Here is a 20,343-nt window from a genome sequence, read left to right as displayed (position 1 = left end):
TTAGAGACAGCGCTAAGCGGAACGAACGCGAGCAGCTTCACGGTTACGCAGCCAGCGGCGACAACGCTCGATAGCGGGACGACGTCCACTACTTTTACAGTGAAAGCGAACGACGGTTTAGCGGCAGGAATCTATACGGCTACGGTAACGGTATCGGCGACCAGCATGACGCCGGTGACCTTTACGGTGACGCAGGTGGTGAACGTTCCGCTCACGTACACCATCGATGCATTGTCGAACGAGACGCCGAGCGCGCTGACAGCGGGCTACGCATCGGGAACGCAGGAAACGAAAACGGTGACCGTAACGAGAACGGGAACAGGCGACTTGGAGAGCTTAGAGACAGCGCTAAGCGGAACGAACGCGAGCAGCTTCACGGTTACGCAGCCAGCGGCGACAACGCTCGATAGCGGAACGACGTCCACGACCTTTACGGTAAAAGTAAATGACGGACTCGCCGCAGGGACGTATACGGCTACGGTAACGGTGTCGGCCGCGGGTATGACGCCGGTAACCTTTACGGTAACGCAGGTTATTAATAGTAGGAATAGTGGCGGGACTGGCGGTAGCCCAACTTCTCCGAGTGTCCTAACAGATTTGGATATCGACCAAAACGGCATTATGATTAACTCGGATACAATTGACACCCGTAAGCCGTCCGTCGCTCTTGAGGTTACACCAAAAGACGGCGTTGCCTATGTCAGCTTACCGGCAAGTCTATTAACCGAGTTTGAGAAGAAAAACGCCACTTTTTTCACCGAGATTAAGACGCCTTACGGCAGCTACAAGATTCCCGTCAATCTGGCATCGCTCATTCCGAACCTGCAGGATTTGCTTACGAAGAATGAGCTCAAAGCCGAGGATATCAGCTTCAAGATCAATTTGACCGATAAGTCTGGTGACAAGGACATTCAAGCGGCGGTTGCAAGCGGGTTGCCAAAGGGCCAAGTATTAGGCGCGATTGTGGATTTCAACATCTTAATTATTAACACCAAGTCAGGACAAGTGATCGGAACAGCGGACAAGTTCAGTAGCGCGCTGACGCGAATCATCCCGATGCCAAAGAACATGACCGATATGCCAGAGCAATGGGGCGTATTCCGTTATAACGAAACGACAAAGAAGTTTGAGTTTGTATCCGCTAAGAAAGTGTTGATCGATGGCGCATGGTACGTGACGATCAACTCTTATTCCAACAGCGTGTACGTCGTGGCACAAAATCCGATGAGCTTTACCGATACGTTTAAACATTGGAGCAAAGCATTCGTAGAGCTGGCTGCAGCGAAAGGACTCGTTGAAGGAGTTGGCGACGGGAAATATAACCCTGACAAAGCCGTAACGAGAGCGGAGTTTACCGCCATGATAGTTCGAACCTTAGGACGCGGCGGATCTGTTGGGAATACAGCACCGTATGTAGATGTAAAGCAAGGTGCATGGTACTTCGATGAGGTAGCCAAGGCGAAGGAGCTTGGACTGCTCGGCTTCACGAATGGTACGAGCTTCAAGCCCGATCAACCGCTATCCCGCGAGGAAATGGCGAGCATGTTGGCGGCTGTGATTAATCTTGAAAAGTCGTCGATTGCAAAGGATTCTGTTAACCTGAACGGCTACAAAGATATCGGAAGCGTGGACGCGGCTTACTTGGAGGATGTTCGCACAATGCTTACCCTTCAAATTATGAACGGTACAAGCGCGAATACGTTTGATCCGAAGGGCGATACGACACGCGCGCAAGCGGCGGTTGTGTTCATCAGAATGCTGCAAACGCTAGGTTCAATCGATAAATAAGATTCATGGACAAACCCGCTTGAGCAGAGATAGATCTGTTTAGGCGGGTTTATCCATGTCTATGGTAGTGAAGCCGATCACTTTGGTAGCACGAGTTACGAGCTGGTTGGTCACACTACCCTAGTAAGGCGAGGGGCTTAGCTCAGCTGGGAGAGAGCTTGTATGGCATGCAAGAGGTCAGCGGTTCGATCCCGCTAGTTTCCACCAACACTTTAAACACAAACAGCAGAGATGTTAATTTTTTGTTTTGATTTTGTTACAGCATAATGGTCATGTGGAGTGCTAGGTGTCACTCGTAAGAAAATAGCTTTTAAGAGCCGTATTTATCTATTTCGAAAAACTCAAGAGAATGGTCGCTTGAGTTTTTTTATTTTTGTGTCGGGAATTTCGGTTTGGCTCTTCATACAGTGGTGAAAGTTGTATACGATCACTCTGAAAGAAGGAGATGTGTCATATTTTGCCGAATTACATGCGAAAAGAAGATTTAATAAGTGATCACTTCGAGAGAATGAAGGAGATAAGCCCCAATGATTCGTGTACTGCTCATTGATGACGAAGAAGATGCGCTGGATCTGCTGGAAATATTGCTTAGTCAGATCGGCGGCGTCGAAGTGGTGGGAAGGTATGATAATCCGATTCAGGCGATCGAAGATATCGTACGGTTTCCTGTCGATGCGGTATTTTTGGACAATCAGATGCCAGGAATGAAGGGTACGAAAGCAGCGAGAGCCATCAGAGAGAAGCTGCCGCGAATGCCTATCGTATTCACAACGGCATACGCGGAGTATGCTGTCGAAGCATTTGAAATTCAATCAACCGACTATTTGCTTAAGCCATTTACGAAAGAGAGATTGCAGAACGCTGTCGATCGCGTCCAACAATTAATATCCACATTCTCCCTAGAAGCTCGTCGTAACACGAGTATTCCCTTTACGATTCGTTGCTTGGGAGGGTTTCATATCCAGTTGCCGGACAACAAGGACCGAAAGCTTGCCTGGAAAACGAAGAAGGAAAAGGAGCTTTGTGCCTATTTGATTCATTACGAAGGAAAATCCGTAAATACCGCAACTATCATCGAAGCGTTATGGCCGGGGTACGATCTGGAGAAAGCGAAAACCTATTTCTACACCTGCATGTCCTACTTAAGAAAAAGCTTGGCAGATCATCAAATCCCGATTCAAATCCATAAAGACGCTCAAGGTTTCTTCGCTGCATTGGATGGCATGACTGTTGATGTGACGGAATTCGAGCGCTTGCTGCGTAGCGTATTGAACGAAGAGGTCATGGATGAGCGGTTATACGATTCTATCAACCTGATCTATAAAGGCGACTATATGGATGCCAGTGATTTCGGCTGGGTCGTCGCTAGACAGCTGGAGATCAAGGCAACGTATATTCGCGTGCTTCGCAAGTGGTATGCTTATTTCCGCAGTCAGGGTCAAATGCTGCTTGCGATTGATAGCATGAAGCAAGTGTTGACGCTCGCTCCGGATTCGGAGGCAGACGGACGAGAGCTGATTAAGCTGCATTTGGAAACAGGCAATCGAAATGAGGCGTTGCGTGTCTACATGCAATTGGAACAAGCGGTTCACGTGCAGCTGGGGGCGGAGCTCGAGGAAGGGACGGTTCTTCTGCTTCATCAAACGAAAGACCAAGTGGTATGGCAGGGGCGAGGAGTCTAATGAGAAAAAAACTGGCTGCAGTGGTTGCAACGCTCGTCATTCTAACGGCGACTTATGGCATATTGTTTGCCTATGTATCCTTCCAGAAAAAGCAATCACCTATTGCGGTGAACGGATCGATAGATTTGACTTTATGGAAATTTAAAGAAAATGGCTTAATCCCGCTAGATGGAGAATGGATGTTTTATCCGAATCGGCTTTTAACACATGCAGACTTTCTATCCTCATCTCCGCAAGCTTCCACGACGATTCAAGTGCCCGGTTCGTGGTCGAGCCGAATGAACATGACCGGGATGGCCACCTACCGGTTGAGGCTCCATATCAACAATACCGAAATGATGTACGGATTAAAAACGGCGTCCATTCTAATATCCAATCGGCTTATAGTCAACGGAGAGACGGTTGGCTCCAGCGGGATTCCTGCCGCGCATAGGGAATACTACGCTGTGAATAAGCCCTACGTCAGTTATTTCAAGCTAAAGCCAGGCTGGAATGAGCTCCTCGTTCAAGTTGCAAACTATGAATTTTCCGGTGGCAGCGGCATTAGCAACTCGCTTTTCCTAGGGACTGCTGAGCAAATCTCTGGGCTTCGAGATCGGGCGCTGACGCATGATTGGGTGAATGTTACCGCTTTTCTCATCATGGGGCTCTATTTCGTCGGGCTTTACGCCCAGCGCAAACATGATCGTTCTTTGATCGTCTTCGGTTTAATGTGCATGAGCATTGCTTTATTCATAAGCGTAAGGGGAGAAAGAGTGCTGCTCGATGCGCTCGGCATAATGCCATTCTGGCTGTTTTTTCGCCTCCAGATGATCTCGGCACTCGCGGGCGGCTTCGGATTTTGTTTATATGTGTACACCGCTTTCCGACCGTTTTGCTCCAAAAGGCTTGTCCAAATCACTTTGATCGCGGGGGGCGCCTTCGCTCTCATCTATTTGTGCTTCGCAACTGAGATGGCGACATTTCCGTCCGCGCTGCTGCGTCAACTGACAACGTACTATGTCATTTTCTCATTACTGTATGCTACCTATATATTCGTATTGGCGGCACTTCACAAAGTCGAGGGAAGCAGGTATTTGATTCTTGCGGGAATCGCCTTGAACATACTGACATTAAAGCAGAACATGAGCATCTATCTGGGTATGGAAGTGTATATGCTTGCACCGTTCGAGCCGTTCCTCGTTCTTCTCATGCTTGCTTTGCTTATGTCGCTCCGGTTTTCGAACGCTTTCCATCAAATCGAGGAGTTGTCCGGGCAGTTGCTGAAAGCGGACAAAATGAAGGACGACTTTCTTACGCGAACTTCACATGAGTTCAAGTCTCCGCTCCATGGCGTTATGAACATATCCCGGTCCATGCTAGAAGATGCTGCGTATCCACCGACCGTGAGCCAGAGGGAGAAGATCGAATTAATTATCGGGATCACTGGGAGGCTTTCACAGCTCGTTTACGATATTTTGGATTTCTCCAAATTGAAGCAAGGCGAGCTGAGAATCGCGCCGCTCGCGACGGATGTCCATTCTGCGGTTGAAGTCCAGGTTCGCATTTACGCCTATCTTTGCATCGAGCGAGACATTCGCCTACTGAACCATGTCCCCGCAGAGCTGCCCGCCGCGCTCGCTGATGAGATTCGTCTAAGTCAGATTATTTCGAATTTATTGGACAACGCGGTGAAGCATACGAAAAATGGAAGCATCGTCGTTACAGCCTCAGAGCAAGGAGGCATGATCGAAGTTTCCGTACACGATACGGGAGAAGGCATCGATTCGCGCGAGCTTTCGACTATATTCGAGCCGTTTGCATCGAGCGACGAATCGGAGCACCGCGGATTCGGGTTAGGATTATCCATCGCGAAGCAGTTGATCGAGTTGCAGAACGGAACCATTGCGGTGACTTCGACGCGGGGCGTTGGATCGACATTTACGTTTACGATGCCGGTCGCAAATCGAGGGAAAGAAGGGAAAGCAACCCGTCCGGACGGCAAGACCGCTCAGGTTACGCCGAAGCAAGCTGAATACTCCTTTGTGACACCCTATGTTTTGAATCACAAAGGGAAGCATACGATACTCATCGTCGATGACCAGTTCGTAAACCTGAAGGTGTTGATGGATACGCTGCAAACCTTCGATTATCGCGTCATCGCAGTCAAGAGCGGGTACGAAGCGCTGGAGCAGATCGCTGGGCCGAATCAGATCGATCTCGTCATTCTCGATCTGATGATGCCGGGCATGTCGGGCTACGAGGTATGTCAGGATATTCGCAAACGCTACTCGCTCTTGGAATTGCCGGTTTTAATGGTGACCGCGGCAATTCAGCCGCAGGATAAGGTGGCGGTCTTCCAAGCGGGGGCGAACGATTACTTGCCCAAGCCGTTCGATGTGGAAGAGATGAAGGCCCGAATCGGCAGCTTGCTGGCGGTGAAAGAATCTCTCGGCAAAGCGATTCACCTCGAAGTAGCGTTCCTGCAATCGCAGATCAAGCCCCATTTCTTGTACAATGTGCTTAACAGCATCGTAGCATCCAGCTATACGGATGTGGAACGGTCACGCAAGCTGATCACTGATCTCGCTGATTTCTTGCGAGGCAGTTTCCGCTTCAGCAATGCGGAAGGGAGAGTCGCTTTCGATGATGAGCTTCAATTGATTCGAACGTACGTCAGCATTGAACAGGCACGTTTTAAGGAACGCATTCAGTTCGAATCCGACATTGCGGACAAAGCGTTTGGCTTGCGAATTCCGCCGCTTCTGCTTCAACCACTGGTAGAGAATGCGATCCGCCATGGCATCGGAGATCGCAGAGAAGGGGGTACAGTGCGATTGACCGTGAACGAAACGGATGACGGTAAATGGCGGTTTGTCGTTGCCGACAACGGTGTCGGCATCGTAGCGGAACGATTAGAGACGCTGCTAGAGGGTTCCGGAGCGGGTGAGCCGCAGGGGGTTGGTCTACTGAATATTAACAAAAGGCTGAAGCATGAGTATGGGGTACAACTGCAAGTGGAGAGCGAACTGGGCCGAGGGACGCAGGTGACGATGCTCATTCCGGCTTTGTAGATATAGCGCTCCTGAGTCACATTCATATACCCCAAATGAAGCAGGTTGTCGCCACAAAACGGCGGGACCTGTTTTTTTTGGTGAAAGCTGTCGATTTTTAAGGTTTCTTTAAGGTGTCGTTCATTATGATGAATGGAAAGGTTTATCCTAAATTCAGATAATGAAATGGAGCTGTTCACACATGTTTTTGCGAATCCGTAATCGGATGGCTGTTGTGCTTGTTAAAAAGTTAGCACTGTTAATGATGGCGGTTGTTCTTGTTGGGACTCAAACCGCATGGTTTGCGAAGGAAATTTCTGCTGCGCCAGCTTCGGAAATTGGTGTTATCAAGAAATCCGTCTATTCCGGGCATTCTGGAGCTTCTCTGACATCCGTTGCTTATAATAGGGGACACTTTACTTCTGCATCAGGGAGCTACCTGTACACCACCGCAGACGGAGCATTGTGGAGGTATTATAGTGGATCATCGTGGACCAAATCTACCGTTGGCGGGACGACGGGTTTTGTTGAAGCCAGATCAGGTATTTCTGAGGAGAGTCCCTTTTATGCTTTGAAAAGCAATTCAGAAATTTGGCAGTGGAATCTGCGTGAGAATGACGTCGAAAAAAAGCTATTGACTGTGAAAGAGCAGGGCTTCAACGCAGTGAGTGGCATCTATCTTCCCGCTTCTGAAGGTATCAGCTATTTCGTGACGGGCATTTATGATGAGCATTCCAACGATGATACGCCTCCGAAAGCGGTTGTCTTTGCTTCTCTAAATGGAACCGCTAGTGAAATAGAGCTTTCAGAGACCTCTCTTTTTACCCCGAACAAAATCGAGGTGGCTGGTAATCGCTTGGTTGTCATTGGCGAGGGCTCGCATGCATACGTATACTCGCCGCAAAATGCAAATCCGTGGAGCAAGATTGCCCTGCCTGAGCATGCAAATTACGTAGATATCGCTGGACCTGGATCTGGTAAGCCAGTTGTTGCCGTTGCCAGCGACACGAACAACCTGTACTATGCGGATAGCGTTGAAGGGCCGTGGCATATCGTAGCCTCTCCTTCGGGCTACAAGATGAAGAGCATTGCGTACGGAGACGGTTATTATATTGCAGTAGGAGAAAGCGCCGCAATGTTCTCCAAGGATGGGGTGAACTGGAGTGCTTTCGCGACGCTGACACCTAATGAATTAAACAGTGTTGAATATATTGATTATGGAGAATTTGCGGTAATAGGCGATGCCGGAACAAGGCTGGATATGCAAGCGCCTATCGGGGCGTTTTATTCTCCCAACGACTATACTTTCGACCCGGAAGCGCCGGTTGATTTCGTCGGTTACTTAGACTTGACCTATAACATGAGCTTTTCGAATTTTACCGGAATTATGAATGGGGATACATTGCTCGAGGAAGACCTGGATTACACGCTCGATATCGATGAAGATGATGATCGATATCTGATTACTCTCAAAAAAGAGTATTTGTCGAAGCAGCAGCCAGGCGAGATAACGCTTGATTTCCTATTCAACTTAGGCTATCCGTATCCTGTGAAAATCATGATTAAAGGTCCATCCACGCCGATAACGCCTACGGCGGCAGATGCATCGAAGAATAGCATTGCAACCAGCACGAACAATATTACGGCAGGCAATCCGGTAACGCTGTCGGTAAGTGGAGACAGGCAGCTGGAGCCAGGTGTGGTGATCGGAGACGAGAGATATTTGCCGACAAGCTGGAGTTCGTCCGAGGAAGGTAAAACAGGAGCATTCGATCGGACAGGAGCCTTTTATGTTTCAACCTATACGCCTGCGATCCCAGGTGTTCATACGGTGACGGCAACCTATACGAAGCAATTATGGGATGGATCTGAATGGCAGAATAGTGAAACTTCAGATACCAAAGAGACGAAAATAATGGTTACTCGGACAGCGATGTCGGCAGATGCGTCGAACAACCTCGTGAACGCGAGTCCGAGCACGGCTACGCTTGGCTCGTCTATAGCACTTACGGCGAGCGGGGATCGGCAGGACGTTGAGGTGTTGGTGAGAGGAGACGAGCGGTATGTACCGGTAGGATGGACTTCTACGGAAAGCGATAAATCAGGAACGTTTACGGTTAACGGGGAAAGTTACACGTCAACCTATACGCCTGTGGTCGTTGGCAGCCATACGGTGACAGTAGCCTTCACGAAGCAGAAATGGACTAGCGAGGGATGGGAGGACGTAGGTCAGGATACGAAAACGGCGTATGTGACGATCGGCTCTGGCTCTTCATCAGGTGGTGGAAGCACGCCAAGTTCACCGAGTACAAATGACGATTCTGTCTTCGTGCTGGTAAACGGAAAATCCGAAAATGCGGGAACCGCGACAAAGAGTACGCGGGCTAATCAGACCGTTACGACTATTCACATCGATCAGAAGAAGCTAGATGATAAACTCGCTGCGGAAGGGCAAGGCGCGATTGTAACGATTCCTTTCAGCGCGAAATCCGATGTTGTAATCGGTGAATTAAACGGTCAGATGATTAAAAACATGGAAAACAAACAAGCAGTCCTTGAAATCAAAACGAATACGGCGACGTATACACTTCCTGCGCAGCAAATCAACATCGATGCTATTTCCGAACAAATCGGCAAAGCGGTTGCCTTGCAGGACATTAAGCTGCATATTGAAATTGCCGCAACCAAGACGGACATGGTGAAGGTGGTCGAGAATGCGGCAGCTAAAGGCTCGTTCTCTATTGTTGTTCCAGCCCTAGACTTCACGGTAACCGCTGTTTACGGAGAAAAGACCGTGGACGTTTCAAAGTTCAACGTCTACGTCGAGCGGACGATCGCCATTCCGGACGATGTAGATCCGAATAAAATAACGACGGGTGTCGTAGTTGATCCGGATGGAACGGTTCGCCATGTGCCTACGAAGATCGTTGTCCTAGGCGGTAAGTATTACGCCAAAGTGAACAGCCTGACTAATAGTACCTACTCCATCGTGTGGCATCCGCTCGAGTTCAGCGACATGGCGAAACACTGGGCGAAGGATGCTGTGAATGATATGGGCTCGCGGATGGTTATCGATGGGACAGGTAACGGCTTGTTCAACCCTGACCAAGACATCACCCGCGCCGAATTCGCGGCGATACTCGTACGCGGATTGGGTCTCAAGCTAGAAAGCAGTGCAGCGCCATTCTCCGATGTGAAAGCGACGGACTGGTACGGCAGCGCAGTGAGCACCGCTTATGCATATGACTTAATCAGTGGCTTTGAAGATGGTACGTTCCGTCCTATGGACAAAATAACGAGAGAGCAAGCGATGGCGATTTTGTCCAAAGCGATGGGGATGACCGGACTGAAAGCGAAGCTGGCCGCTCAATCGGCGGACGCGGTGCTTCATTCCTTCGAAGATGCTTCAGACGTAGCTGTATGGGCGCAAAGCGGAGTCGTGGACAGCGTGCAAGCCGGCATTGTAAACGGAAGAAATTCGGTTTCGCTTGTACCGAAGGCTTACATGACTAGAGCTGAGGTCGCTGCGACGATTCAGCGTTTGCTGCAAAAATCCGAATTGATTTAAGTGAATCGAAACTCTTTTAAATATTGAAGGGATACGTTCTCCCTTTGAAAATTACTCGGTGAGTCGGATCGCCGTAGATGAAATCTCATTCCGTCAGGGGACAGATCCGGCACAAGTCTTGCAATGGTCTACATGACCGCGAACAAAAACCGTCTACCTGCACGTGCAGCACACTTCGTTAAACCAAATAACTATGGGAATCAATGCCCTAGCAAAAAGCCCCTATTGGGGCTTTTTGTATGCGTTGAAAGGCTCCGTCTATGATTCTAACAAAGCCGTACTCCATTCCCTTTGCGGAGTTGAAGAGTGTCTCTCTACAAGCTCCGTATCCACAGTAATCTTTGTTTTGATCTGATCTTTGGAACCAATGGATTGCAGGATTAAATCAACAGCCAATTGAGCTAGGCGTTCCTTGGCTACATGGACGGTTGTCAGCTCAGGCATGACAATTCGAGCTTCCGATATATTGTCGAAGCCGACGATAGATGGCGAGCCGTCTTACGAGGATATTCCACATGGCTAGCATTTCCTTGACGCTCCAAGATGGAAGGCGGACGATGTGAGGCGTTATGCCTATTGGGCGGTGTTCGCAGGGGCATTCGGACATACATACGGACACAATGCAGTCATGCAGTTTCATACAGAGGACCGGGGCGTCGACGCATACGGCTGCACGCGGAGATCGGTCGATGAGCTCGATCTCCGTCTCAATCATCACTATTAATATCTAAACGAATGAACCGTTACATCCTCAACTTCCCCGATTTATAAAGCTTAATTAATGACCCCATCAACGCTATACCCGATGCATACGACGATATTCAGAGGGGCTGACCTTCACTTTTTTCGAAAATATCCGGCTTAAATAAAATCCGTTGTTGTAACCGCATGCTTGGGCAATTTGCTCTAATGGCAAATGGGTCTCGGTTAGCAGTGATTTGGCTTTATCGATTCGAAGCTTGGATAGGTAGTGAGAAGGAGCCAAGCCTGCGCTTCGCTGGAACCTGCGGCTAAACTGTACAGGACTTAAGCCGATCTCAGCTGCAAGATTATGCATACTAATATCCTGGTCGCGATTCTGATGAATGTAGGCCTTGGCCTGTTCAATTAGGGGATCAGCAAGCTCATCCACCTGATTGGCTGGTGTCTGGCGGCAAAATTGCCAAATGTCGTTCAAGATATGATTCTGCCAATATAATTTCTGCTCCTCGTTATATCCCGAGTGCTGCTTTAGGCTATTCAAGTTGTCGGCCAGGCGATTCCGGTACTGAATGGTCAGCTTAAATACAGATTCAGACAGCTGCTGCTGAACCGCTTGTTCACGTTCATTCAAGCTGAATTCATCCCTTGAAACCGAGTCGAGGGTAAAACCGATGAAATGGAACGATACCGCATCGATCACGCTGCGATGAAAGGGAAAGCCTGGCGGACAGACGACTACATCTCCCATTCGAGCCATTCCCTCTACTTCCGCTATACGATAGGAGAAGCTCCCGCTCTCCACAGCAAACAGCACCCATAGATCATATGTATCTACATTTAATTGAAACTGGGACTTGCTATCCCAGAAGTTATGGTGTGAAAGAATAGGGAAAAGGTTGGAGCTGAGCAGCGTCATCATTCTCCGCCTCCATGATGAAATAAAGTATATGGTTATATGATAGCGTAGTGCATGTTAAATCACTAGCCTTCATATTAAGATAAAGTCAAATCGATGTATGGAGGTTTAGTCAGATGAAAATGGAGAATGTAAAATCCGATATTACCGTAATTGGCGGAGGGCTTGCGGGTGTTTGCGCCGCCGTCTCTGCTGCCCGTCTTGGTCAGACCGTGTCTTTCATTAATAACAGACCGGTTCTCGGAGGCAATTCCAGCAGCGAGGTCCGTGTATGGGTGTGCGGTGCCACGGCGCATGGAACGCAGCGTTTTGCAAGAGAAACCGGCATCATGGGAGAAATGTTCATCGAGAACCAGTACCGAAACCCCGAAGGTAATCCATACCTGTGGGATCTTGTTGTGCTGGAAACGGTTCGTGCAGAACAAAATATCCGCTTATTCCTTAACACGGATGTGCATGAGGTGGAGGCGGAAGGACCGGAGTTTGACCGCGTCATACAAAGTGTAACAGGATGGATGATGGGCTCGGAGCGAAAAATTCGTTTCGAGAGCAGCATGTATATCGATTGCACCGGTGATGGCCTTGTTGGCTTTCTTGCCGGAGCGAAATACAGAATCGGCCGCGAGGCCAAGGATGAGTACAACGAGGATTGGGCGCCGGAGGTGGCGGATGACATTACGCTTGGCAGCACGCTGCTGTTCTATACGCAGGAGACCGACAGGTCGGTCAAATTTATTCCGCCAAGCTTCGCCAAGGATATAACGCAAACGACGATTCCGATGAAGCGTGTAATTCGAAGCGGAGACTCTGGCTGTCACTATTGGTGGATTGAATGGGGCGGTGAGCTGGATACAGTCCATGACAACGAACGGATTCGTGATGAGCTGTGGTCGGTTATTTACGGCGTCTGGAACTATATTAAAAATTCAGGCCAATTCGATGCGGAAAATATGACGTTGGAATGGGTAGGATCCATTCCCGGCAAACGAGAGTATCGGCGTTTTCTCGGAGATTATATCCTGAACCAGAACGATATTATGGCGCAGGAGCCATTCGAGGACCGTATTGCCTTCGGGGGCTGGTCCATCGATCTTCATCCACCGCAGGGCATGTACTCGGAAGAGAGCGGCTCGAAGCATCAATTCGCAGACGGCATCTACCACATCCCGTTCAGAAGCTTGTATTCAAATAATGTTTGTAATTTGATGTTTGCGGGCCGGGACATTAGCGCGACACATGTTGCTTTCGGCACGACGAGAGTGATGGCAACCTGTGCTGTAATCGGGGAAGCGGCAGGCAGTGGCGCTGCGCTTTCCGTACAGAAAGGGATTACGCCGCGTGTGCTTCACCGCAATTATATGGAGGAATTGCAGCAGGTTATGCTGCGGCAGGATGCATCAATCATTGGTGTGGCAGGCAATGATCCGGATGATTTGGCAAAAACCGCCCTAATTTCCGCATCTAGCATGCTGGAGCGAATAGCATTTGAAAGAGCGACAAGCATTCATGCATTGGATCGCGATGTTGGTATACTGTTCCCGGTTAATCCCGTACTTTCATCCATTGAACTGCTTGTAGATGCTAAGCAGAATGCAACGCTTGAGGTAGAGCTATGGCACACGGGCAAGGGAGAGAATTATGTACCTAAGCAATGGGTGAAATCAGCTTCGAAGTCCGTTGCTGCAGGAAACAACCAGTGGGTTAAGCTGGATTTGGATTGGCAGCCGGAGTCAGCCTGCAATGCTTTTGTAATCGTCAAAGCGAATGAGGCTATAACGCTGAACCGCTCGGATGAGACGTTAGCAGGTGTGCTTTGCTTTGAGAAGGGACCTAAGCCGGTTGTATCCGCATCGCTGGAAGATCATCAGCCCGACCAGCCGATCGTGCAGTGGAGCATGTTCAAATGGAATCGTCGGACGGTATGCTTGCGGGTATCGCCAAATACGGAGTCCTATGCGGTGAGTCAAGTTAGTGACGGTTATGTAAGGCCTTATGCTGGTCCGCATATGTGGGCATCCAACCCGATATCCGCAAATTCCGAGGAATGGATTCAATTAGCCTGGGATAGCGAGCAGGAAATTGATGAGATTCATCTAACCTTTAATAATGACGTAAATGAGGATTTAATCAATCTGCATCATCATCGAACGCCATTTGCTGTTATTCCCGAGGTCGTGCGTAGCTATTGCATTCAAGCTTACATCGCTGGGGAATGGGTTGCGATTATAACGGAGCAGGATAATCACAAACGAAAAAAAGTACATCACCTCATAGAATCGATTACAACTAACCAAATAAAGCTATGCATAGAGTCAACGAATGGATGTCCGCGTGCGGAGATTTTCGAGATTAGAGTCTATGGTTGAGATGATTAAATCAAGGTATAGGAGGTTGATAGGTTATGAATAAGCCGCTAAGTCTCGATCCAATTTTTAATGATCATATGGTTATCCAACGGAATAAACGATTTTTAGTCTGGGGAACAGGGACAGATGGCGATAAAGTGACTGTGACTTGTCGCGGTGTAAGCAGCTTTGCTGTGATACATGAGGGCCAATGGAGTGTAAAGTTTCCAGCTATGGGTGTTGGGGAAGCTTGTGAGCTGATTGTGGAAACAGTTGAAAGCAGCATTAAGCTGGTGGATGTTGTATTTGGAGATGTCTGGTTAGCAGGCGGACAATCGAATATGGAGTGGTCTTTGAGTAGTAGTGATCAAGCTGAAAAGGCTATAGCTGCTGCGGACGAACCTTTATTGCGTTTCTATATGGTGCCGAAGCTAGCTTATGAGCAAGAGGGAGTACAAGTGACAAGCATGTGGAAAACATGCACGCCACAAACGGCAGGGGACATATCTGCGGTCGCCTATTATTATGCGAGAGCGCTGATCGACTCCGAGCAAGTGCCGATCGGGATTATCGCTTGCAATTGGGGGGGAACCTCCGCTTCTTGCTGGGTGGCAGAAGAAGTCTTAGAGGCAGATGCAGAGCTTTCTATTTATACCAAGGAATTTAACGAACAAATGCAAGGCTTTGATTGGCAGGAATTTGAGCAAGTAAGCAGAGAGTATAACGAGGACGTTGACCAGTATAATCGAAAGAACGAAGCGGGATATAAGGGGGAAGAGCTTGGGCAGTATCCTTGGCCGCCTCCATTAAGTCCTCATTCCTTTATGCGTCCTTGTGGATTATATGAAACAATGCTGCGGAAGGTGTTCGCTTTTACGATAAAAGGTGTGATTTATTATCAAGGCGAAGCTGATGTCGATCGATCAGATTTGTATAGTAAATTGCTAGAGTTCTTAATCTTAGATTGGCGCAGACAATGGAAGGATCCAGAGCTTCCGTTTCTATTCGTGCAGCTGCCTATTTTCGATCATAATAATCCTATGGGGGAACAATGGCCGTTGCTTAGGGAGGCGCAGCAGCAAACAGCCGATCGGGTTCCGTTTACTGCAATGGCTGTGATTTTGGAATGCGGAGTACCGGAAGACATACATCCTGTGGATAAGAAGCCGGTCGGTGAGCGTTTAGCTTTGCTGGCATTAGATAAAGTATATGGTAGAGCAGTTAAGAGCTCAGGGCCTGTTTATCGTGAGATCAGAATAGAGGATGGTCATGCTGTTCTACATTTTGATCATGCAGAAACAGGACTGTTGATTCGTGAAGGGAATCGATTAGTCGGTTTTGAGGTAGCTGCTGAGAGTGGTGAGTTCCTGCCCGTAGAGACGGAAATTCATGGGAATACGGTAAGGGTCAGAAGTGATAAAGTCAGTATACCTCGTTTCGTACGATACGGTTGGTCCAATGTCACCTATGCAAACCTGATGGGTGCCGAGGGCCTGCCAGCTGCTCCGTTTCGGACAGTATGATAAGTTAAGATCGTTGTCAGGTGTTAGTCAATAAAATCATGGAAGAGGCCTCCTCAACTCATTGTGAAAATGAGCTCGGAAGCCTCTTTTTTGTTATGTGATATGTTTTTTAATTTCGGAGGCCAGCCTTTGGCTGATGTCCAGCATGCCGAACGGAGAAGGATGAACGAGATCGGCGGAGAGACCTAGATAACCGGGCAGCAAATGGGTGCCGTCGAGATGGATGACTCGAGGCATACGCAGTGCTGCTACTTTATCGCGAACTATATTTCGGAAGACTGTCGCTTTCTGTGGCGATACCAGATCATTGTAATTGGTAAACATATCGATGCAGAAGATCCAGCGGTCCGGGTGGGCGTGCGCGACTGTCTCGATAAAATAATCGATACGTTCAGCGAATGTCTCGGGAGACCATGTACCGATCACATTGATGCCCATCTCAAGTGTCGCTATTTCCCAATCATCACGAGAGGCGATATAATCCGCCATCTCCGGCTCCATATGGGCGCTGCCGGCAAAGCCTAAATTGATGAGATCCATTTTCAGCAATCGAGCGGTATTCATCGCGTAAGTTTCGGAAGGCGCCACGGAACCACCGCCGTGCGTAATCGAGGAGCCGTACGCTAGCATTCGCCGAGAAGGTGTTTGTTCCGGTCTTGGTGGTGAAGTGTCTCCTTCTAAGCTGATGAATAGAGTTGGGCAATCATATGGCAGTAGGATACGAATTAGGCTCGGGTCGTAGGGAATATCGAAGCGTTGCGTTAACTGCCTGAGCTCAGATAGCTGCGGAGAAGCATGCATAACAATCTCGGAATCGGATAGCCCGATATGCTGTGGACACAAATCATACGATCCTTGGAAACCGCCATGATACACCTCGGCAACGCCGTGCAGCGAGATAGCGGAGTTAGGCAGTTTCCGCAGCACGACACGTGCTTTCTCACTGTGCAGATTAAATCGTATTTCCACACCGCAACCATTGAAAGCGGTCCGTTGTGCGTTTTCATTTAAGGCTGATCTTACAACCTCGGGTACTCTGCTAAGCTTCATTCCCTTGTCGTCTTCTGTTGCTACCAATGCTTGTACGTTATACAGCTCGAACTTCTTCATCAACATCAGCTTGCCGCCTCCTTGACTCATCCCTTTTGGATAGACATTAACGCTGAGAATCTTACTTTGTCAAGCTAGTGAAATTAAGACCCTAGGAACAGAAAATAAGAGCATAACTGCACCTCATTTATATTTAAATTATCATTTTTAACTAATTCTGTGATACAGGATGCAGAGATTTATTGATTATGCGAAATTCGTAAACGCGTTATGCTATTAACAAAAGTAGAAGGAGGTGATCAACATGAGTAATGTATCCAGTCAAGAACAAGTATCGAACTTGAAAGGAACTATTACTTTTGAACGAAGATTTCGTTTTTGGAAGGACATATGGCGGAGCCGAGCTTTGTATTTGATGTTGTTGCCAGGTTTGATCTGGTATGTGATTTATAAATATCTGCCTATGTATGGGTTAATCATTGCATTCAAGGATTATGACATTGTGGGTGGGCTTTGGAACAGTCCTTGGAGCGATCCATGGAACAAATATTTCCTGCAATTTTTCAATTCTCCTTATTTTACCGAAATATTGGGGAATACCCTTTTGATCAGTATATATAAGTTGATCTTTGGAACATTACCTCCCATTTTTCTAGCTATTTTGTTCAACGAGTGCAGAAGTCGATGGCTCAAAAAATGGGTGCAAACGATTAGCTACATGCCTCACTTCTTGTCTTGGGTCATCATTTATGGAATCGTAATTGCCCTTTTATCTGAGACATCGGGCATTGTGAATCATTTGCTTGTCAATTCCGGCTTCAAATCGATCCCGTTTATTACCTCAACGGATTGGTTCCGCAGCTTGCTGGTTGGCAGCGATATCTGGCAGAACATTGGATGGGGAGCTATTATCTACATGGCGGCTATGGCCTCAATAGACAACACACTCTATGAAGCCTGTCGGGTGGATGGGGGAGGTCGCTTGCGAATGATCTGGCATATTACACTTCCAGGTATTCAGACGACAATTGTGCTCCTGCTCATCTTGAAGATCGGTCACATTATGGAAGGGAGCTTCGATCAAATCTATATCATGTATAATACGCAGGTGTATAAAGTAGCTGACATTATCGACACATGGGTGTATCGAACGGGGCTTCAACAGATGAATTTCAGCTTGGCATCCGCTGTTGGCTTATTCAAATCATTGATCGGTATGATCCTTATCCTGATAGCGAATAGGGTAGCCAAGATATGGGGGGGATCGATATGGTAAGAGGCCGTTCCGATCGAATATTCGATATATTCATTTATGTCGTTCTAGTATTGGTGGCGATATCTGCCATTCTTCCTCTTCTCTATGTACTGTCTATCTCGCTTACGCCGTATTCAGAAGTATTAAAGAATGGAGGATTTATTCTCTTTCCGAAGTCTATTACTTTCGATGCCTACAAGGAGTTGTTTGCCGACTCGGTCATTCCTAAGGCATTCTGGGTAACCGTGTTTGTAACGGTAGTGGGTTCTTTCATTAACATGGTGCTGACGATTCTGATGGCTTATCCGTTAAGCCGCAGAAAGCTTCGCGGCCGTACGTTTTTTCTAATGATAGTTGTATTCACTATGTTGTTCAGCGGCGGACTTATTCCTACTTATTTAGTCGTTCGAGATACTGGGCTGATGAATACAGTTTGGTCGATGATCGTACCAAGCGCAATCTGGACCTTCAATCTGCTGATTATGAAAAGCTTCTTCGAAAGCTTGCCTGAGGAGCTGCACGATTCCGCGCGGATAGACGGTGCGGGAGAAACGACGGCATTAATAAAGCTGGTGCTTCCTTTGTCCATACCCTCTATCATGACGGTAAGTCTCTTCTATATGGTGGGGCACTGGAATGATTTCTTCTCCGCGGTCCTGTATATTACGAACAAGGAGCTATATCCGCTTCAGGTTATTGTTCGCAATCTATTGCTCGAGAGCTCGAATTTGAGCCAGCAGACGGACGTAACTCTACCGACTGTAACGCTGCAGATGGCAGCTGTTATATCGGCAAGCCTGCCTATTATCCTTGTGTACCCGTTCGTCCAGAAGCATTTTACAAAAGGGATGTTGATCGGTGCAATCAAGGGTTGATTGATAGGAAGCCATTTTTAATACTAAACAATGAAAGAGGTAATCGGAAAATGAAAAAGCAAAAATGGACTTTAAGCGCTCTCGTCAGCATCTTATCTTTATCGCTTGTGTTAGGGGGATGTGCACAAAACGAAAGTAACAATGAAGGTACACCGACTGCATCCCAGGAACCGACCAAAACATCGGAAGCCCAGGCAGCACCAACAAAGCTCGAAATAACGAAAGTTGGTTGGGGAACGAAGCTGCCGGATGCAGGCAATGACTTTATCAAGCAAGCGCTAGACGAGAAACTGAATGTAGATATTACGCTCACTTCACCAGCGTCGCCGGATGATTTCAAAAGCCTGCTGAATACTAGAATAGCTGCCGGAGATTACCCAGACATTATGGAGCTTGACAGCCGCGCCACGCTGCAGATGCTGGCGGAAAAAGGAGCGCTGCTTGATCTTACGCCTTACCTTGATCGATTAGGGGAAGTAAAGACGATGGTTGGGGATGATAGTTTTAAGAAAGGCGTTTTTGACGGCAAAACGTATGCGATCGCTAAAACACAGGCTTTGATGACAACCTCTTATTATATTCGAAAAGACTGGCTTGAGAAGCTTAAACTTGAAGTGCCAACGACAACTGAAGAGCTTCTGAAAGTTGCTAAAGCGTTTACGGAAGAGGATCCGGACGGAAACGGTAAGAAGGATACATTCGGTATTTCCGGGCTTGGTTGGCAAGCATTCGCTCCAGTCTTTGGTTCATTAGGCGTTCCATCTCTGGATATGGCTACTGGCGTTTATATCAAGGATGGGAAATCGATCACTTCTCCGCAGGACCCAAATATGAAAGCAGCGCTTGCTGAGGTTAAGAAATTTTTCGATGCCGGTGTTGTAGATCCGGAAATATTCAGCAATAAAGGTACGGCTGCTTCAGACAAAGGAATTAAAGGCCAGGTTGGCATTGTTTTCATTGATTGGGGTGCATTTATCCGTAAAGAAGGGGCTGAGAATGTTAAAGCAGCGAATCCCAATGCAGAGTGGATTATGGTTCCGACGATTAAAGGTCCTGCTGGTCAAATCGAAGGTCCTTACGATGTAGGGTCAACATCCGGGCTGATCGCATTGTCGAGGACGCTCGAAAAGGATGAGGAAAAGCTGCAAAAAATATTTGACCTTCTCAATTATGTTTCTTCGCCAGAAGGTTCTCAATTAGTACAGTACGGCATTAAGGATAAGCACTTTACGACCGAAGGCAGTAAGGTGAAGATATCAGAGCTTGGGGCTGCAGAAGCAGGCTATATTTGGTTGTATCAATTAACAGGCCGTCCTGAATCTGAATATCTTGCAACAAAATTTGACTACGCAGCTCCTATTATTGATCAAGCCTCCAAGCTGAGCAGGCTGAACCTGTATAACGGCTTCATAGATCTTCCAAGCGATTTTAATGCCGCTGACGCATACCGCTATATTGGAGATTTGTCTATGGAGATTGTATATGGGAAAAAATCGATTGACAGCTTTGATAGCTTGGCTGGTGATTTAAACAGCAAGTTTAATTATCAAGTGTTTATGGATCAGGCTAGCAAGCAGATGAAGGAGCTCGGCTTCATTCAATAATAA

12 protein-coding genes, 1 tRNA gene and 1 pseudogene are annotated in these 20,343 nt (G+C 47.8%); 11 read left to right on the top strand and 3 right to left on the bottom strand.

Annotation, left to right across the window (positions count from 1 at the left end; all coding sequences use genetic code 11):
• From FGT79_RS08485 to FGT79_RS08465, 5 genes are all read left to right on the top strand, one after another.
• Positions 1-1,788 (top strand): S-layer homology domain-containing protein (locus FGT79_RS08485; RefSeq protein WP_171056132.1); only part of this gene is annotated, 1,788 nt, incomplete at its 5' end.
• Positions 1,789-1,920: 132 nt separating this feature from the next.
• A tRNA-Ala gene (locus FGT79_RS08480) sits at positions 1,921-1,995 on the top strand.
• Between the two features lie 320 nt (positions 1,996-2,315).
• Positions 2,316-3,470 (top strand): response regulator, encoded by a 1,155-nt coding sequence (locus FGT79_RS08475; RefSeq protein WP_138752252.1) that lies wholly within the window; start codon positions 2,316-2,318, stop codon positions 3,468-3,470.
• Positions 3,470-6,523, top strand: coding sequence for an ATP-binding protein (locus tag FGT79_RS08470; protein WP_138752251.1), 3,054 nt, complete (start codon positions 3,470-3,472; stop codon positions 6,521-6,523). Before FGT79_RS08475 ends, FGT79_RS08470 begins: the two co-directional genes overlap by 1 nt.
• A gap of 181 nt (positions 6,524-6,704) precedes the next feature.
• Positions 6,705-10,070 carry an S-layer homology domain-containing protein gene (locus tag FGT79_RS08465; protein ID WP_171056131.1) on the top strand — a complete coding sequence of 1,122 codons (3,366 nt, stop codon included), beginning with the start codon at positions 6,705-6,707 and terminating at the stop codon, positions 10,068-10,070.
• Between the two features lie 258 nt (positions 10,071-10,328).
• On the opposite strand, the gene FGT79_RS08460 is transcribed toward FGT79_RS08465, so the two are convergent.
• Positions 10,329-10,553 (bottom strand): substrate-binding domain-containing protein, encoded by a 225-nt coding sequence (locus tag FGT79_RS08460; protein WP_425465010.1) that lies wholly within the window; start codon positions 10,551-10,553, stop codon positions 10,329-10,331.
• Positions 10,554-10,620: 67 nt separating this feature from the next.
• Between FGT79_RS08460 and FGT79_RS31615 the strand changes: the two are divergent.
• Positions 10,621-10,794, top strand: a pseudogene (locus FGT79_RS31615) (apiosidase-like domain-containing protein); the annotation flags it as partial.
• A gap of 72 nt (positions 10,795-10,866) precedes the next feature.
• Here FGT79_RS31615 and FGT79_RS08450 read toward each other — a convergent pair.
• Positions 10,867-11,691, bottom strand: coding sequence for a helix-turn-helix domain-containing protein (locus FGT79_RS08450; protein ID WP_138752248.1), 825 nt, complete (start codon positions 11,689-11,691; stop codon positions 10,867-10,869).
• A gap of 113 nt (positions 11,692-11,804) precedes the next feature.
• On the opposite strand from FGT79_RS08450, the gene FGT79_RS08445 reads away from it, so the two are divergent.
• Both FGT79_RS08445 and FGT79_RS08440 read left to right on the top strand, forming a co-directional pair.
• Positions 11,805-14,054 carry an FAD-dependent oxidoreductase gene (locus FGT79_RS08445; protein WP_138752247.1) on the top strand — a complete coding sequence of 750 codons (2,250 nt, stop codon included), beginning with the start codon at positions 11,805-11,807 and terminating at the stop codon, positions 14,052-14,054.
• 35 nt (positions 14,055-14,089) lie between these two features.
• Entirely contained in the window at positions 14,090-15,556 is a 1,467-nt protein-coding gene (locus tag FGT79_RS08440; protein ID WP_138752246.1) for a sialate O-acetylesterase, read from the top strand.
• Positions 15,557-15,649: 93 nt separating this feature from the next.
• Here FGT79_RS08440 and FGT79_RS08435 read toward each other — a convergent pair whose 3' ends face one another.
• Positions 15,650-16,672 (bottom strand): SGNH/GDSL hydrolase family protein, encoded by a 1,023-nt coding sequence (locus FGT79_RS08435; protein ID WP_138752245.1) that lies wholly within the window; start codon positions 16,670-16,672, stop codon positions 15,650-15,652.
• A gap of 349 nt (positions 16,673-17,021) precedes the next feature.
• Here FGT79_RS08435 and FGT79_RS08430 point away from each other — a divergent pair, with 349 nt between their 5' ends.
• Genes FGT79_RS08430 through FGT79_RS08420 form a run of 3 tightly spaced genes read left to right on the top strand, consistent with a single transcriptional unit; the run spans position 17,022 to position 20,340 of the window.
• Positions 17,022-17,882, top strand: a complete 861-nt coding sequence (locus FGT79_RS08430; protein WP_246096338.1) for an ABC transporter permease — start codon at positions 17,022-17,024, stop codon at positions 17,880-17,882.
• The gene (locus FGT79_RS08425; RefSeq protein WP_138752243.1) at positions 17,876-18,736 is read left to right on the top strand and encodes a carbohydrate ABC transporter permease; all 861 of its coding nucleotides are present in this window, start codon (positions 17,876-17,878) and stop codon (positions 18,734-18,736) included. The genes FGT79_RS08430 and FGT79_RS08425 overlap by 7 nt, the downstream gene beginning before the upstream one ends.
• Before the next feature lie 50 nt (positions 18,737-18,786).
• Complete coding sequence (locus tag FGT79_RS08420) at positions 18,787-20,340, top strand: extracellular solute-binding protein (protein WP_138752242.1); 1,554 nt, start codon at positions 18,787-18,789, stop codon at positions 20,338-20,340.
• The last annotated feature ends 3 nt before the right edge of the window (positions 20,341-20,343 follow it).

The sequence above is a fragment of the Paenibacillus sinopodophylli genome (assembly GCF_005930355.1).
Classification (GTDB): domain Bacteria; phylum Bacillota; class Bacilli; order Paenibacillales; family Paenibacillaceae; genus Pristimantibacillus; species Pristimantibacillus sinopodophylli.
The sequence above is the reverse complement of the archived record's forward strand: the minus strand, read 5'-3'. Positions and strand labels throughout refer to the sequence as shown.

Excerpts from the sequence above, each read along its gene's own strand:
- FGT79_RS08465 (WP_171056131.1), top strand. The coding sequence starts at position 6,705 with ATGTTTTTGCGAATCCGTAATCGGATGGCTGTTGTGCTTGTTAAAAAG.
- FGT79_RS08470 (WP_138752251.1), top strand. The coding sequence starts at position 3,470 with ATGAGAAAAAAACTGGCTGCAGTGGTTGCAACGCTCGTCATTCTAACG.
- FGT79_RS08440 (WP_138752246.1), top strand. The coding sequence starts at position 14,090 with ATGAATAAGCCGCTAAGTCTCGATCCAATTTTTAATGATCATATGGTT.
- FGT79_RS08445 (WP_138752247.1), top strand. The coding sequence starts at position 11,805 with ATGAAAATGGAGAATGTAAAATCCGATATTACCGTAATTGGCGGAGGG.
- FGT79_RS08420 (WP_138752242.1), top strand. The coding sequence starts at position 18,787 with ATGAAAAAGCAAAAATGGACTTTAAGCGCTCTCGTCAGCATCTTATCT.
- FGT79_RS08450 (WP_138752248.1), bottom strand. The coding sequence starts at position 11,691 with ATGATGACGCTGCTCAGCTCCAACCTTTTCCCTATTCTTTCACACCAT.
- FGT79_RS08430 (WP_246096338.1), top strand. The coding sequence starts at position 17,022 with ATGTTGTTGCCAGGTTTGATCTGGTATGTGATTTATAAATATCTGCCT.
- FGT79_RS08475 (WP_138752252.1), top strand. The coding sequence starts at position 2,316 with ATGATTCGTGTACTGCTCATTGATGACGAAGAAGATGCGCTGGATCTG.
- FGT79_RS08425 (WP_138752243.1), top strand. The coding sequence starts at position 17,876 with ATGGTAAGAGGCCGTTCCGATCGAATATTCGATATATTCATTTATGTC.
- FGT79_RS08435 (WP_138752245.1), bottom strand. The coding sequence starts at position 16,672 with ATGTTGATGAAGAAGTTCGAGCTGTATAACGTACAAGCATTGGTAGCA.